Source organism: Pseudoalteromonas luteoviolacea NCIMB 1944 (assembly GCF_001625565.1).
GTDB classification, from domain to species: Bacteria; Pseudomonadota; Gammaproteobacteria; order Enterobacterales; family Alteromonadaceae; genus Pseudoalteromonas; species Pseudoalteromonas luteoviolacea_F.
In genome coordinates, this window is sequence record NZ_AUXS01000016.1 from 359,413 (window position 1) to 374,546 (window position 15,134).

At 40.0% G+C, this 15,134-nt stretch carries 12 protein-coding genes and 1 other RNA gene; 3 read left to right on the forward strand and 10 right to left on the reverse strand.

The genetic code is table 11. The annotated features are described in order from the left end of the window. Nucleotides 1-9: 9 nt before the first annotated feature. The 7 genes from N483_RS06390 to N483_RS06420 all read right to left on the reverse strand — a co-directional run bounded on the left by N483_RS06390 (nt 10) and on the right by N483_RS06420 (nt 7,158). Nucleotides 10-1,485 (reverse strand): AAA family ATPase, encoded by a 1,476-nt coding sequence (locus N483_RS06390; protein WP_023401877.1) that lies wholly within the window; start codon nt 1,483-1,485, stop codon nt 10-12. Nucleotides 1,486-1,594: 109 nt separating this feature from the next. Beyond that, a complete protein-coding gene (locus N483_RS06395; protein WP_023401876.1) occupies nt 1,595-3,235 on the reverse strand; it encodes an ATP-binding protein in 1,641 nt (546 codons plus the stop codon). Continuing rightward, nucleotides 3,232-4,305 (reverse strand): DUF4297 domain-containing protein, encoded by a 1,074-nt coding sequence (locus N483_RS06400; RefSeq protein WP_080672675.1) that lies wholly within the window; start codon nt 4,303-4,305, stop codon nt 3,232-3,234. Before N483_RS06400 ends, N483_RS06395 begins: the two co-directional genes overlap by 4 nt. Nucleotides 4,306-4,711: 406 nt before the next feature. After that, nucleotides 4,712-5,350 (reverse strand): gamma-mobile-trio protein GmtX, encoded by a 639-nt coding sequence (gmtX, locus tag N483_RS06405; protein ID WP_023401874.1) that lies wholly within the window; start codon nt 5,348-5,350, stop codon nt 4,712-4,714. Continuing rightward, nucleotides 5,343-5,813 carry a hypothetical protein gene (locus tag N483_RS06410; protein ID WP_023401873.1) on the reverse strand — a complete coding sequence of 157 codons (471 nt, stop codon included), beginning with the start codon at nt 5,811-5,813 and terminating at the stop codon, nt 5,343-5,345. Before N483_RS06410 ends, gmtX begins: the two co-directional genes overlap by 8 nt. 186 nt (nt 5,814-5,999) lie before the next feature. Beyond that, nucleotides 6,000-6,096, reverse strand: an RNA gene (gene ffs / locus N483_RS06415) — signal recognition particle sRNA small type. Between the two features lie 147 nt (nt 6,097-6,243). Then, on the reverse strand, nt 6,244-7,158 hold the full coding sequence (locus N483_RS06420) for a DUF3014 domain-containing protein (RefSeq protein WP_023401872.1): 915 nt from the start codon (nt 7,156-7,158) through the stop codon (nt 6,244-6,246). A 361-nt stretch (nt 7,159-7,519) separates the two neighbouring features. Here N483_RS06420 and N483_RS06425 point away from each other — a divergent pair, with 361 nt between their 5' ends. Then, entirely contained in the window at nt 7,520-8,665 is a 1,146-nt protein-coding gene (locus tag N483_RS06425; protein ID WP_023401871.1) for a patatin-like phospholipase family protein, read from the forward strand. On the opposite strand, the gene N483_RS06430 is transcribed toward N483_RS06425, so the two are convergent. Further along, nucleotides 8,662-10,659 (reverse strand): monovalent cation:proton antiporter family protein, encoded by a 1,998-nt coding sequence (locus N483_RS06430; protein WP_036977359.1) that lies wholly within the window; start codon nt 10,657-10,659, stop codon nt 8,662-8,664. The two genes, N483_RS06425 and N483_RS06430, sit on opposite strands and share 4 nt — an antisense overlap. 196 nt (nt 10,660-10,855) lie before the next feature. Between N483_RS06430 and N483_RS06435 the strand changes: the two genes are divergently transcribed. Next, nucleotides 10,856-11,752, forward strand: coding sequence for a GGDEF domain-containing protein (locus tag N483_RS06435; protein WP_023401869.1), 897 nt, complete (start codon nt 10,856-10,858; stop codon nt 11,750-11,752). Nucleotides 11,753-11,794: 42 nt separating this feature from the next. Here the strand turns inward: N483_RS06435 and N483_RS06440 are convergent, their stop codons facing one another. After that, nucleotides 11,795-12,136 (reverse strand): hypothetical protein, encoded by a 342-nt coding sequence (locus N483_RS06440; RefSeq protein WP_023401868.1) that lies wholly within the window; start codon nt 12,134-12,136, stop codon nt 11,795-11,797. Next, entirely contained in the window at nt 12,126-13,448 is a 1,323-nt protein-coding gene (gene tilS, locus N483_RS06445; RefSeq protein WP_023401867.1) for a tRNA lysidine(34) synthetase TilS, read from the reverse strand. The genes N483_RS06440 and tilS overlap by 11 nt, the downstream gene beginning before the upstream one ends. Before the next feature lie 666 nt (nt 13,449-14,114). Here tilS and accA point away from each other — a divergent pair. After that, nucleotides 14,115-15,074 carry an acetyl-CoA carboxylase carboxyl transferase subunit alpha gene (accA, locus tag N483_RS06450; protein WP_023401866.1) on the forward strand — a complete coding sequence of 320 codons (960 nt, stop codon included), beginning with the start codon at nt 14,115-14,117 and terminating at the stop codon, nt 15,072-15,074. The last annotated feature ends 60 nt before the right edge of the window (nt 15,075-15,134 follow it).

Below are 15,134 nucleotides of genomic sequence, written 5' to 3' on the forward strand. Positions count from 1 at the left end.
ACTAATAACCTACAACGTCTCAATAAAGCTTTTTGCAGTAAAGCCTAAACGTTTTTCAAACAACTTCTCTATTTCTGAAATTGAATATCCCTCTTTAGAAAGCTTACTAAGTGTTTTGTAAAAGTTCGCATCTTCATAAGATACGTGAAACACTTCTTCAGTTAGTGTCGATATTTCTTCGCCAAAGGACTCTAACTTCAAAGATTTTACAGAAGGTATACTCGTAGTTCCACCGAGTACTTGTACAAACATTGACGGTGTTTCTTGCAAAATAACAGGAGAGTGAGTCGCTATAATTGCGTAAGAGTCAAAAGACTCTAGAATATCTCTGAGAGAGTGCATAAATGCAGACATTAAGGATGGATGTAAGTGAGTTTCTGGTTCATCTAAGATTATAAGTGAATTATTTTCAATATGCTCATACACACCAGCAAGTATAGAGAGTATTATCTTTTGGCCAGAACTTAACTTCTTAAAACTTTTCCTTAACTTATTCTTACTTAAATTTTGAAATGACAAATCATTTAACACATGCTCTATACATGAAAACCACTCATCCTCTTTTCCTAGATTTTCTATTTTCTCAAAGGAGGCGTGAAAGTCTTTAGTTATTTCTGATATATCCTTCAATCTATACTGTTCGCTACTAATTCTTTCTCTTAGACCACAGTACTTATAACCATGAACGTGACCTGCTAAACTGAGTTTATTTCTTTCTTGTTCATCTTTTCCAGGTATTTCAAAGCTGTCAAATGCAGAATATGAAATAACTATTACATGGCCAAAAACAGGGTTAGTATTGCCAAACTTATTATCTCTAGATTCTATTAGCTCATCTTTGTCAAAACCATAACCTGAGATCGTTTTAGCTAAATCACTAAGTAATTGTGTTTTACCTGTGCCATTTCTGCCTATAACAACATTTATATTTGACGGTATTTTTTTGTCTTTTTTATCAAAAAATTTAAAATTTAGCTTGTGGCTTTTCTTAAAACCTTTTAGCAAAGTATTAAATGTAAAAGAGTGGCAAGGTTTAATATCACTGTTAATAGTTCTTGAAAATACCTCCCGCCCAAAACTCAAAGCTTGCTCCGCAGTACTGAATCTTACAGCGGAAGACTTAAACTGGTCTAAATCTCGGAAAATTTTATATATACCATCATCATATGCACAATCATTTAGAGCTTTAAGTATTAAATCAAACTCAGTTTTTGATAATTTCTTTAAGTCTCTATAGTATTCCTTTGTTTGGCCAAGAGAGCACAAATTGTAAGGTAAAGAGCTTATATCATTGTCAACCTTTACCTTGCCAACACCTTTCTCTGAGTCAATTAGTTTTGCTTCACCGAGATGAATCTCTTTGAATCCATTGTAATAATAGACATTATATGTTGACTGATATGAGTAGTCATCCCAATTACTATGCTCTAGAAATATGTACTTTTCTTTGCTTTTCTTTGGGTGGCTATCAGTATAAATTTTCATATGATCGTCTCAATATTATAAATAATGGATTAAAAAATTCTTTTCTGGCATATAGCACCTCGTTAAAAGCCAACTGTTTTCGGTCTTTTTAACGATTTGTTACAAGCCGTTAATAGCACATACCTTTTTCATAAAAAGGCATTATTTTTTTATAAGCCTCTTCATAATCATCTAACTTCAATAAACTATACTTTTCTGTAAGCTCAATTTGATGGTAACCATGCATATTACTTTCTAGTGATACAGCGCCAATAATTACTTGATTATTTCTCCCTAAATCTTCTGTACATAAAGCAATTAGCTTCTCGGTACCTTCCGTATCAAGATCTTGCTGTTTAGGAGAATCAATTACAATAGGTAGCATGTTTACAGAAGAGTGTTTTTCCATAGTTTTTAGTAGCCCATAATGATAAGCAAAAATAGATCTTGGGCTTCTACTACCTGTCTTGCTCTTTGTGATTTTCCCATACTGAATTAAGGGAGCAATAATAGGCGAGCCTATGCCCAACTTTTCCTGCGCCATCGATAGATAAGATTTGAAATCATCGTTTATACTTTGCGTGCGTTTTTTATCAGTAAACTCATTTTGACGTTTAATTAACGCTTCTAAAGCAGTCGTTTTAGAACCAATTTTTTCATGAAGGCTTTTTATTTGTTCATCAAAAGTAAACTCTACTTCTTTACTTGCTTGAGACTTTATTACATCCTGTAATGTCAATTCACCTCTAACCTCTTTCATCATTGAGTTTAGTTCTGAACTTAATGTTTGTGACTGGCGCAACTCTTCTTTGATTGAGTTTATTTGGTCATCTAAACCTTGCTTCTCATCATACATTTGAGGAAGAATTTCTAAAATTTGCTCCCTATTTTCAAACATGTGATATTTTTCTGCTGCGTCATTAGTTGTATAATCATCAAAGTTTTCTATGAGACCTCTGCATATGTCAATTTCATTTGCTATAGAATCTCTATTAGAAAGTAAGCTTAATAGTTTTAATCTAAACTCTGATTCTTCTTCATTGAGTTCCTGACATTTTGCTAAAAATTTATTCAGCAAATCTTGATAGTATTCAATATCTATATCAAATAATACTCTGCCAAACGACTCTTCAAATCTCTTCTTAGCTGCAAGAACTACTGTAAGTGTTGCACTAAGTTCTTCAAGTTCGAGCTGTATTGTTTTGATTTCACCTACCAATTCATAATATTCTTTTGGCTTCATCCCTGAATGAAACTGTAAAGAGTTTTTTTGCCAATCATCATACATCGCTAAACCTAAAAATGATGATAAAACGGTGTGCCAACCATTATCTTGATCGATATAAAAAGGCAGGTATAGACATGCTGGATTAGCTTGGCTTTGTTTGCCTGTTTTTTTGTAAGATAGCTGTAAATTAAAATCGAAAATTTCCCGAACTTTATCAGCAATAGCGCTCATGTGGCTCGATGTTACTATTGGCTTCGTATCGTCTGAATTTGAGAATATTGAAATCCTCTTGTTATGCCTGACAAATGTATAACTTTTCCCTTTAACGCTTATGCAAACTTTTGTAATAATATCATCATCTTTCCAATCTTTATCAATCCGACAATCGCCGCCAAGCGTGAAGTATAGCGCCTTAATCAAACTCGATTTACCTGTATCATTATCACCAAAGATCATATTTACAGTAGGTGAAAACTCAAAGCTAAAACCTTTTTTATCTCTTCGAGAAAGAATCGATATATCTTTAAAATGTATGAGGCTCATAATTCCTCGCCTCCTATGATATTTTTAATTACTGAATAAACAATGATGCATTCTTTCTTAGGTTCAGTAAGAGCCAAAGAGTAATCAGGAAGAGTTATTTCTAATGATTTAATTGATTCGGCGATATACGCAATCATCGATGCTTCTACAGCTTGTTTGTCGAATAACAAGTCTGCTTTTTCCAAGTACAGTTTCTCAACACTTGTAGATGACTTTACTGAGATGCTTATACGCGTAAATGTCGACTGCAATGAAAGTAACTGAATATGATTTTTCCCCATATCAGCGAATATCGCACGTGCATTTTCCCAATCAGGTTGTAAGATCTTTGTTGCACAAATATTATTAAGCGTTTCTTTTACAAATGTAGAAGTAAAACCTTTCCTTCTGATTAGTTCATCGAAGCTTCGAATATCTGATGATCTTACTTTCGCTCTGTCTCTGCATGCACTTTCTAGAGTTCTAGCAAAAGATGCTGGATTAATTTCAAGATTATCGTTGAAATAGCTCTCAAAAAAGTCACAAATTTTACCTTTTAAATGAACAGAGTGGTCTTCTAAACTCAAATCAGATGTTAAGAATGTTAATTTTGAGAGTTCTAAAGCTTCCTTACTAGATAATTGATTAGATACTTTGCTTATTAAAGCATCTTGATCCTCTGGTTTGAGCTCATCAGCCTTGAACGTATTCCTATTATCAAAACTAAAATAAGCATTAGAAACAAACATTAATTCAACATCTGAATTATTGAACTTATTCTTTTGTTCAAATAACTTTCCAATAAATGAAATAGGCTTTTTCTTTGTTGCCGAAATTAATTTACTTAATGTCCAAGGTTTCTCATTAGTTTTAACTTGAGCAAACGTAGCTTTTTTTGGAAAGTTTTCAGAATCAAGAATAAGTACGTCGTCATGATATTCAAAAACAAAAACATATTCCTTACCTTGTAGTTCATATTCAAACATATGAGAAAGTGCCCAACAGGCTTGAAAGTCAAATCCTCTTTGAGCTATTTCTCCGCCTCTTTCTGTTTGAGGTACATCAATAAGACTTTTAGCTAACTCCATCATAATCCTTTACAAGAATCACAGGTATACTCCATGCCGGCTTACGGCTTACGGCTTATAACAATTTAACATCGACCCAATGGTTCGTTTTCTACCACTAATTGAGTCGTTTATCTGATTGTTCCAGTTTTAACATAAATAATAACATGTTGCTACCTATCACATTTTTATGGTCACGGTGTTTTAGCAAATATATAAAAACGACCCATTTGGTCGTTTCCATGACTACAGGAGCAAGTTGCTAGTTAAGGAGCTAAAAAGCAACGTTCTCAAAAAACGATGAAGGTCCACTTTTCGCTCAAAGCAGTCTTTTAGAGCATTTATGTTAACCCATTAAGAGGCAGAAACGAGTTACGCTGATAGACCGTTTCTGGCATTTAGACAACCGCCAGGTTAGAATTCGCTCACCTCAAAGCAACTTCCTCAACCCATTCACATACCCGCGCTTATAAACCTCATTCCCCTCAGCATCTTTAACTTGCCCTGTGGGCATAACTCCCCAGCCATATTTATTGAAAAACGCATCAGAAATTGCGTCTTTAATGGCTTCAACTTCCAGCGGTACCAGTTGTTTGTTTTCAAGTGTGGTGTTGGTTTTATCGCCTTTGGTTCGGTCAATAAACAAGTCTGAGTTGGCTTTTAATGTATTGAGTTGGTCACGGTATTTGTTACGCTCGGCAATCAATGACCCTACTACGGCTCTAATTACAGGGTCGTCGATAGCATCCAAAATATGTTGGTCGTTGCTGTTCAATAACTGCTTTTGACGCACTGAGAGTGGCTTTTTACACGTTGTGCCTGTATAGGCTGCCCAGGCCTCAATTAATTGCTGAAAATGCTTACCTGTGCGATTACGGATGGTTTGTGTTGATGGGCCGCCTTGCTCTTTAGACAGCCGCCCGATCGTTGCCATGGAAAAATCAAGAGGCGTTATTTTACTTTGTTGCTCCAACACAGCATTCAATACCGTTAAAGCATTGGCGGTTCTTGTGGTGGCGCTTGCGCAAAGCTCTTGCAGCACTATCGTTGGGTCAACTGGATTAGCCATTTTTCTTCACTCCTAAAGTGGCTGTTGCCATGTTTGCTAATGTTCTGATGCTAATGCCTGTTTTACTTTCAATCGCTTGTACACCTTTCTCGAGCAAACCTGCGTCTTTTAAGTAAGCTTCAGTATCAAGGTAAGTAGAGAGCATTGTCATGGCTTTGCTTTTGTCTGGCTCTTTAGTGGCAGTTAGCATGGCATTGACCATCACATTACCAAGCTTAAGCTGCGCTTCGTCGTCGAGCGGCATCAGGATTGGTTGGTAGCCCATGCGCATCAGCATGGTATTTAGCATGTTTGATCTATGATTGATGGCCGTGGTTTTCTTTAAGTCATCTTTTAAGTCTGTAAAAACTTCTGCGTCATCGCAAATTTGGATCAGCTGCCTAAATTCAGATGTCGTGTCTAAAAAGCTAAAGAATGGTGATATGTCTTGCTCCGAGCCAAGCGAAATAACTTTGACTAACACGGTAACTAAACCAATTAGTGCTGATTAGTTTTAGTAGATTAGTATATGAAGTGCTATTGATCTAATGAACTACTGTCTAGTTTTTTACTTTAGAAAGATAGGAATTAGTACAGATTAGTATAGTTTTAAGTACTATAAATAAGACTTACACTTCAAACAACATCAATGAGGAAATTTGGGTGGTAGTCTTACCAGCCACATCCCGGCACACAAGTCATCCGCTGTGGCTGCTTCCTTCCGGACCTGACCAGGTTCACGAACTATTGTTGCGAGAGGACCAATAAGACTACCATTGAGGGCCTTGTTTGGCGCGGGTTGAATTATGGCGATTTTCTTACTGGGATGCAAGCGAAAACTAAAAAAGCTTGCTCGTTTGCTGTTTGTTTAAGCAAGTAAGCAAGCTTTTGATTATTTAAGTATTAAATTTGTACTAGTTAGCCAATGCACGCTGAAAAGCTTGTAGGCGCTTTTTGGCTTTTTTCATATTTTCAGGACCCATACGCAAGAACAGTTTTTGTGCATCTGACAACTGCTCCCACTCTGCGTAAGCATACTTATAGGTCACTGACTCTTGAATAAGCGGCAAGTTTGACTCTGGAATAGGCGTTTCAAGTAACTCGCCCAGCGCTTCTTGTAAGGTATAATCGAATTCGCCGCCGTTGTAGCCAATCTCTTCATAGGCTTCATTGATAAGCGGCTTATACTGCTCATATAAACGCACAAGTTGCGCGGTGCTCATTGAGTTCAACATATTTACATAAGGCGTGTAGCGCTCAAAGCTATTCGGGTCCGTGATAATTAAGTCATCTTCAATGACCATAAAGTTATCGGAAGGTTTACTCACAGGGTAATGTTTTTTAGCCACTTTACCTTGCGCTAAATTGTCAATAAACACCACACTGCGCCTAACCATATCTTCTGTTACCAGCAGCTCCATCGCCTGTTTGCTCAGGTAGTTTGCAACTGTGTCACGCACACTATTGTCGCTGTCATCTAAACTTGGTAGTACAGGTTCTACTGGCTCTTGAGGTCTTGGCTCAGGTTCTGTCACTTGAGAAACCGTTGGCTCTTCAACCACTGGTTCTGGCTCAACACTTGGTGCAACCTCAGCTGATTTGTTTTGCTCAGCTTCTTGACGCGCTGTATTCACAACGGTTTTAGGGGTTTCTTCAGGCACGACGACATCCTGTCGAAATTTTGTATTTTCTGCGGGCTTACTATCTTTGTTCGCTAATACAAATACAGCCACAATGATCAAGGCAACCACTGCGATTGCCGCAAGAAGTAATTGACTGTTAGAAGGCTTTTTATTTGTCCTTGGTTCTGCTGAACTGTGCTCTGACATGGAGGCTCCGTAAAATTCGCTTAAAAAACTCGGCGGCTAAGGCATTTACCTCAGCGGCACTTTGTAATTAAAACACAAACTAAAAGATATCTCATCTGCGTCAACGCGCATTAACGAGAGTTTATCTCAAACTCGCGCCGATTTGCTGACAATTACATGAACACCCGCGCAAACAAGCACCAAATCGACAATAAACCACATAATCATGACACTTTTTTACCACTTAATATTTGTCAAAATTACGTAACAGGCTGATATTTATAAGAGATGTAAAATATACATTCGTCATCAATTGATTATAGTATAAGAAAGCGACTTGTTTTTATCGTTGCAACTTACACCCTACTTCGAAGGAACAAATATGAAAAAAGTACAGTGTAAAATTGGCAAGCCGCATATCGCGTTGTTACTTACCGGTGGTGGAGCGAGAGCGGCATATCAAGTGGGTGTACTCAAGGCCATTGCGCTGAGTTTACCCAGAAGTGCCCCTCTACCATTTAAAATTATCAATGGGACTTCTGCCGGGGCTATCAACTCCACCGGCCTTGCGTGTTACTCCTCTAACATGCACCTCGCCATTCGAAAAATTGAATGGATCTGGAAAAATTTTCATACCAACATGGTGTATAAAAGTACATTGCTCGGCGCATTCGGACACTTATTTAATAACGTTATGCGCAGTTTTCAAGCTGATTACTTAAATCACCCACCAGCCAGTTTACTCGATAACACCCCGTTACGTGTCTTGCTAGAAGAGGTGCTTGATTTGGCGAGAATTGACCGAAATATTCAACGTGGTTTTATTGATGCTTTATCAGTGACCGTATCGAGTTACTCCAGTGGAAAATCGGTGGCATTTTTTCAGTCAAAGGAAGCCAAACCGTGGCAGCGCGCTAAACGAGAGGGCATTCAAACCCAGCTAAATATAGACCACCTTATGGCTTCTAGTGCTATTCCCATGGTGTTTCCAAGTGTTAGAGTTAAACATAACTATTATGGCGACGGTTCCATCCACCAGCTCTCGCCTTTGAGCCCATCAATACACCTAGGTGCAAGCAAGATATTCATCATTGGTGTTGAACAACCAAAAGTACAACAACCCCTTGGCTATGAGCCCCACTTCCCGGGTATGTCTGTCGTCGCTGGCCACCTGTTAGATAGTATTTTTAGCGATACTTTGCAGTCGGATTTAGAGCGACTTGAACGAGTCAACCGCACACTCAGTTTGCTGCCAGCCAGAGATAAACACAAAGAGTTAAAACGCGTTGATACACTTATTGTCAACCCATCACATAACTTCAATGAATTGGCTATCGATTTTTACGACGACCTCCCCATTGCGGTGAAGCTCCTACTGAGAACCATAGGTGTGAAAAAGCATTCTCAATCAAGTTTAACCAGTTACTTGTTGTTTGAAAAAAGCTATACCCAAGAGCTCATTAATATTGGATATCAAGACGGGCTAGAACGACTGGATGAGATCAAAGCATTTTTAGAGTTAGATTAAGGCAAACCGTCTAGAATAAACTGCTCTGCCCGCTCTACCCGTCTTGGTTTGCCTTTGAGCAATAGCACATCGCTCGATTGCAGCAAAATATCTTCATCAGGCATGGAAATTTCAATACCATCACGTCTGAGCGCCTTAACCACCACTTTATGTCTAACGAGTTGTAACTCTGAGATGGTTTTATCCACTGCATAGGCATCTTCGGGCAGCGCAACCGCATGTAAATACTCTAGTCTATCGGTCACAAAGCTAGAGTGATTGTTTCCATACTCGTTCATTTCATCTGGACTGCCGGTAAAAAAGCCATGGAGGTATTCATAGCGATTCTGCCGCTCTTTACTCACCCGCTTAAATATTCGACGCATCGGCACCCCTGACATATAAAGCACATGAGAAACCAGCATGAGGCTTGCTTCCAAAGACTCCGGGACCACTTCAGTCACACCCAGTTGCTTTAAGTCCTCCAAATGGGTGTCATCTTGCATTCTTACCAAGATTTTTACTTCAGGGGCGTAGTGCTTCAAAGCATCTATTACTATTTGGCTTTGCTCAAAGTCATCCATGGTCACAATTACCAACCGCGCTTTATTGACACAGGCCGATTTTAAAATGGCCTTTTGCCCCGCGTGGCCAAAAATAACAGGCTCTCCTGCAGTTTGCGCTTCTTGCACAATAATTGGATTGCGCTCAATGGCGATATAAGGGATTGCTTCTGGTTTTAAAAATCGTGCGATAGTTTGGCCAACACGGGCATACCCAAAGATCACCACATGATCTTTCACTGTATTTTCTTTAAATCCCGCATAAGAAAAATCAGATTTATGTTCACCATCTAATTTGAACAATTTAAGTAACCGCTCAATTTCTCCAATTAAGTACGGTGTAAGGGCCATAGATAACACACCGAGTGCAATCAAAAATGAGGCTGTATCTGGGGTTAGTAAATTATGCTGTCCTGCTAGGGCAACCAACACAAAACCAAACTCCCCCATTTGCCAAAGCATCACACCCGATGCCAGAGCATCTCTTTTCCTCTCCCCCATCAACTGGGCGCTAAAATAAATAATGGTTACTTTAGCCAACAACAACGCAGCAAGTGCCGCCACAATATAGCCAAAAGCTGTTATCACATAAGCCACATCTAATTGCATGCCGACGGTCACGAAAAACAGACCCATTAAGATATCTCTAAATGGCCTTATTTCTGCTTCAAGCTGATGCCGGTATTGGCTCTCTCCGAGCATCATGCCTGCCAAAAATGCCCCCAGAGCCATTGATAACCCAAATGCATAGGTAAGCGCACCGGCACACAAAGCGACCACGAGCGTCGTTAAAACAAACAGTTCATCGGTCCTTGCCAGTGCAACCTCATTGAACACTTTGGGTAGTATCCACTTACCAATTGCCCATAGTAGCAAACACACAAAAGCGCCCTTAGCCAAAGCTAAGACCAGCGCGCCAACTAAAACTTGATTGTCGGTACTCGCCATAAGCGGAAAGATAATCAGCATGGGCACTACTGCGATGTCTTGAAACAGTAAAACCCCTATTGCAAGCTGGCCTTTACGCATATTCAACATACCGCTTTCTTTCATGATTTTTACGACGACAGCTGTTGAAGAGAGTGAAACAATGCAGGCAATCATGAGAGACTCTGAGCCACTATAGCCAAATAACGAAACCAGCGATGTGCCGATTAGAATAGACAGCAAGACCTGTGCACTGCCTAAGCCAAATACCACACTGCGCATGGCCATTAGTTTAGGGATAGAAAATTCCAACCCCAAACTAAACAGCAAAAAAACAATTCCCACTTCAGCTATTAAATGGATCTCATGGCTGTTATCTATCAAGCCATAACCTGCGGCTACCAAACCTGTGAGTAAATAGGCTAAGATCGGCGGCAGCCCTACTCTTTTAAATGACCAAACCAAAATTACCGCACATAAAAGAAGAGCGACAACATCGGCAAAATGACCATGTACGGCGTTCATGAGCCCGGCGATGATTTTATCGGAAAAAAGCCCGGCAAAATTTTGCTGCAAACTGCCCCCTAAGTGTCAAAGAATTGTTTTGGATTATTTTTCATACAATTTAACTATAGCAACCAACTGTTTTTCAGCCAGTTTAATTTTTTGGCACGAAACTCGCTTATATGTTCGGGAATGTTGTAATTAGGGGAATTACCAGATGGAAAATGTCCATATTTTGGCACAACGAACGCCGACGCGCGGTGATTATGTTCCGTTCGCTACCGAACAGTACGTATCGCAAGCGCCTGAACAACCCAATGTGCTCGTTGAAAAGCTGCAAACAACGCTAGAGGTCAATGGTATTTTAGATATCTTTGCTTCTTACGTTAAGCGCATAACTGATCTTGCAGGGCTGCAGTTTCATTCAAACCAAGGACTGTTTCAAACTCAACAAGGTGACAACCAACTTAAGCCTTATACATTTGATCTAGACCTAGAGGGTCAGCACTTAGGGCAATTGGTATATTTCAGCAAATACAGTCTCAGTGGCACGATACGCGCACGCTTAATGCAACTGCATGCCTGTCTGCTTTACCCGTTAAGAAATGCCTTGATGTACCACCGAGTGCTGCAACTGGCAACGAAAGATACACTGACCGGGCTTTATAACCGTAGCCAGTTTAATGAATACCTGGATACTAAGCTTGAGCGCAGTCGTCGACAACATCGTAATTTCAGCTTGATGCTGTTAGACCTAGATAACTTTAAACAAGTGAACGATGAATATGGTCACAAAAAAGGTGATGAGGTACTCATTGGCTTTGCTAGCATATTAACCTCGAGTATTCGAGCAACTGATGCCGTATTCAGATTTGGCGGAGATGAGTTTGCGATCTTAATTGACGACCCTGCATTTACAACCAATAAAGTCATTGCTGAACGCATTATGCAACGTGTCAATAGCAATAGCCTTTTGGCCAAACACCAAGTTACCACCAGCATTGGCTTTACACTGGCGTCGAGCCAAGATTGTTCAAATGAGATCTTTGCCCGAGCAGACAGTGGTTTATACAAAGCAAAACAAGCCGGTAGAAATTGCGCACGGGCGGTTTAGCATATTCGGTACTTACCATCCCCTAATTGGTAAGTACCTCCCTTAACGCTGACTAGACAGCAGTTTAAATAGCCAAAGGAAAATGGCAAAACCACAAAAAAATCCACTTATCACCCAACCCAATGCCCAAAAATCGGGAAGCTCGCTTAACACGATAGACAACATAGGTGCTAACAGGCCTAAAATAAAATAACTTCCGCCTTTACCGTGCCAATACGCTAACAAAAGCCCGGCAGACAACGTCCCTACACCAAGTGATAACAAAAGATTTAGCCAATTTAGTGGAGAGCAGAGCGACAATAATATAAAAATCACCACACACGTAATGACAACAATGGGGGCTTTATTCGCCAAAGATTGACCTATTTGATTATTATTCTGCATCTTGGATCTGCCAATTAATGCCTGACTTTTCGGCATAATCTGAATTAATAAAATAACCTGCTACCGCAACGAGCGCCTCATTGTAATAGACCATGGGTATTCGCGTGCGCTCCCAACTGGGCACTTTGGCCTCTTTCAACCAATGCTTGACGGTATTACGACCGGGTTTACCAAATGGCTTTATTTTATCGTTTAGACGACCAAAGCGAATGGCCACGGACTCTGCTGCAAGCGGCTTTCTCACACCCTCACTTGAAATCGTAAGCAGTGTACGCCCATCAGCCAATTTCATCTCAGCGGTTAGGCTAATATTCTCAATGTCGGCCAACTCAATGTGATTTTTTGGTACCCAGTACAACAAGGCGTTGTAACGTTTAACAGATCCAGTGCGCAGCTCGATATTCACTTGTGCGTCCTCTCGTCCGTTAATCGCTTGGTCAATAATTTGTGCCAACTGCTTTTGCGACGGCATGCTGACGCCTTGTTTGGCAAACCAAGCTCGGACAACATTGCTTTGCCTAAGTGCTGACAAAGTTGCTAGTCGTACTATATCAAGTTGCTCATTGTCGCTGCATGATTCTAAGTCACTCTGTGAGATCTCATCAACCAAAGCTTGCTGCGCCTGCAATAACGATATTGATCTTAAAACGCTAGGAACAAAGCCACTAAAACGGGATTTTAAAAGTGGGATCACTTGATTACGTAAAAAGTTTCTGTCAAATACGTCGCTGTGGTTTGATTCATCTTCAATGTGTGTCAATGAAAAGGTCTGAGCAAACGCCTCGATATCTTTTCTCTCGATGCCCAGCAAAGGTCTAATACAATCCCGCCCGCTAGCTAGCTGCGTTTTTGCCCGCATAGCCCCGAGCCCCTGTAAGCCAGAGCCTCGTTTGAGGCGAATTAAAAACGTTTCAATTTGATCGTCAGCATGTTGTCCAAGCACTAAAACTGCGCCTTGACTGGCATGCGTATCCAGTGCTAAATAACGCGCATCCCTTGCTTGCGCTTCCAAGCTGGTTCGTGATTTAGCTTGTATATCTACACTAACTGCGCGAAAGGGAACTGCCAGCTTTGCGCATAACTGTGTACAAAACTGCTGCCACATCAAAGCATTGTCAGATAAACCATGATTAACATAGATGGCTTGAAGTTTGACCGTTCCATTTAACTTGGCATATTGATGGCATAAATGTAGTAGTACCACAGAATCAACCCCGCCGGACAACGCAACACACAGCTTCTGCTGTAAGCCATTGTGATTTTGCTGCTCAAGCGCGGTGACAAACTTTTTATAAACGTTGGTCGATTCCATACTATTTCCTCTAACAATCCCGTGCGTTATACCTGATCCTCCCTAAATTGCAATGCGATATACGATGACAGCTACTTTATTGTGCGCCAGATCAGCGCTTGCTCAAAACCTGCCCTTGGTTTAAGTAATATTATTCTCACAGAGATATATAATTTTGTTTCTCAAATAGGCTAGCCTTTAAACGCCACAACAACTTAATTATACAAAAAAACAATTTTACCAACTGCTGTGAACTGACATTGATTTATTGTAAAAGGTATTTTCAATATTTACATCGATAAAACAAACCCGAAATTAATTGACATCAGTGCTAAAATCTAGGTAAATCCCTACTTATGTTTAAAAAGTCGCATTATCTTGCTGGTCTGTTTTCAAGATGCAGCTCGGGGCAGTATAATGTGCATAAAATTGTATGTGATGACAGAGAACTCGCCTTCACGAAGGAAAAACAGTTAAAAAATGAAGAAGGTAAATGTAGCTAAAATACGCTATCTTCTGCAAAAACTGACTTAAATAAGCGATACTAACACTTAGTTTAAGCTCCATTTAGCACATTAGACTATGCTGAATATTATGCTGAAAAATAACTGAGTCACGGCATTTTGAATCTGTACTCTCTACATAAAACCGAGACAAACTTTAAAAAATTATCAGATAGGTTAGAAAATGAGCTTAAATTATCTAGAATTTGAACTTCCAGTAGCTGAATTAGAGCAAAAAATTAAAGAGCTACAAGCTGTTAGTCGCTCAGGTTCTTTGGACCTAAGTCTGGAAGAAGAAATCAGCAAGCTAAAAGAAAAAAGTGTTCAGCTTACTGAAAAAATTTACTCAGAACTAAACCCATGGCAGCTACTACAACTTGCTCGCCACCCAATGCGCCCTCACGCAAGTGATTACATCAAGCGCATGTTTACAGAATTCGACGAGTTTGCTGGCGACCGTGCATTTGCAAACGATCCTGCGATCATTGGCGGTACAGCACGACTAGATGGCAAGCCTGTTATGGTTATCGCACAGGAAAAAGGCCGCGACACAGCGGAGAAAATCAAACGTAACTTCGGTATGCCACGCCCAGAAGGTTACCGTAAAGCAAAGCGTCTAATGGAAATGGCAGAGCGTTTTAAAATGCCTGTTATCACATTAATTGATACACAGGGTGCATACCCAGGTATCGGTGCAGAAGAACGTGGTCAAAGTGAAGCTATCGCAATGAACTTAAAAGTGATGGCTGCATTAAAAGTACCTACAATCTGTAGTGTTATCGGTGAAGGTGGTTCTGGTGGTGCACTTGCCATTGGTGTAGGTGACCGCGTAAACATGTTACGTTACAGCACATATTCTGTAATCACACCAGAAGGTTGTGCATCAATCCTTTGGAAAAGCGCAGAAAAAGCACCGCTTGCAGCTGAAGCCATGGGTGTTTCTGCACAGCGTATTAAAGACAATAACCTTATCAATGAAATCGTATCTGAGCCGCTAGGCGGCGCACACCGCGATTACGATACTGCGGCGAGAAACCTAAAAGCACAAATTCTAAAAGATCTTGATGCAGTTTCTAAGCTAAGCCAAGAAGAAATGCTAGAGCAAAGATATCAGCGCTTAATGTCATTTGGTTATTGCAACTAAAGAGAACACAAATTGAAAAGGCCACCAAGTATTACTTGGTGGCCTTTTTTGTGTCTCGCT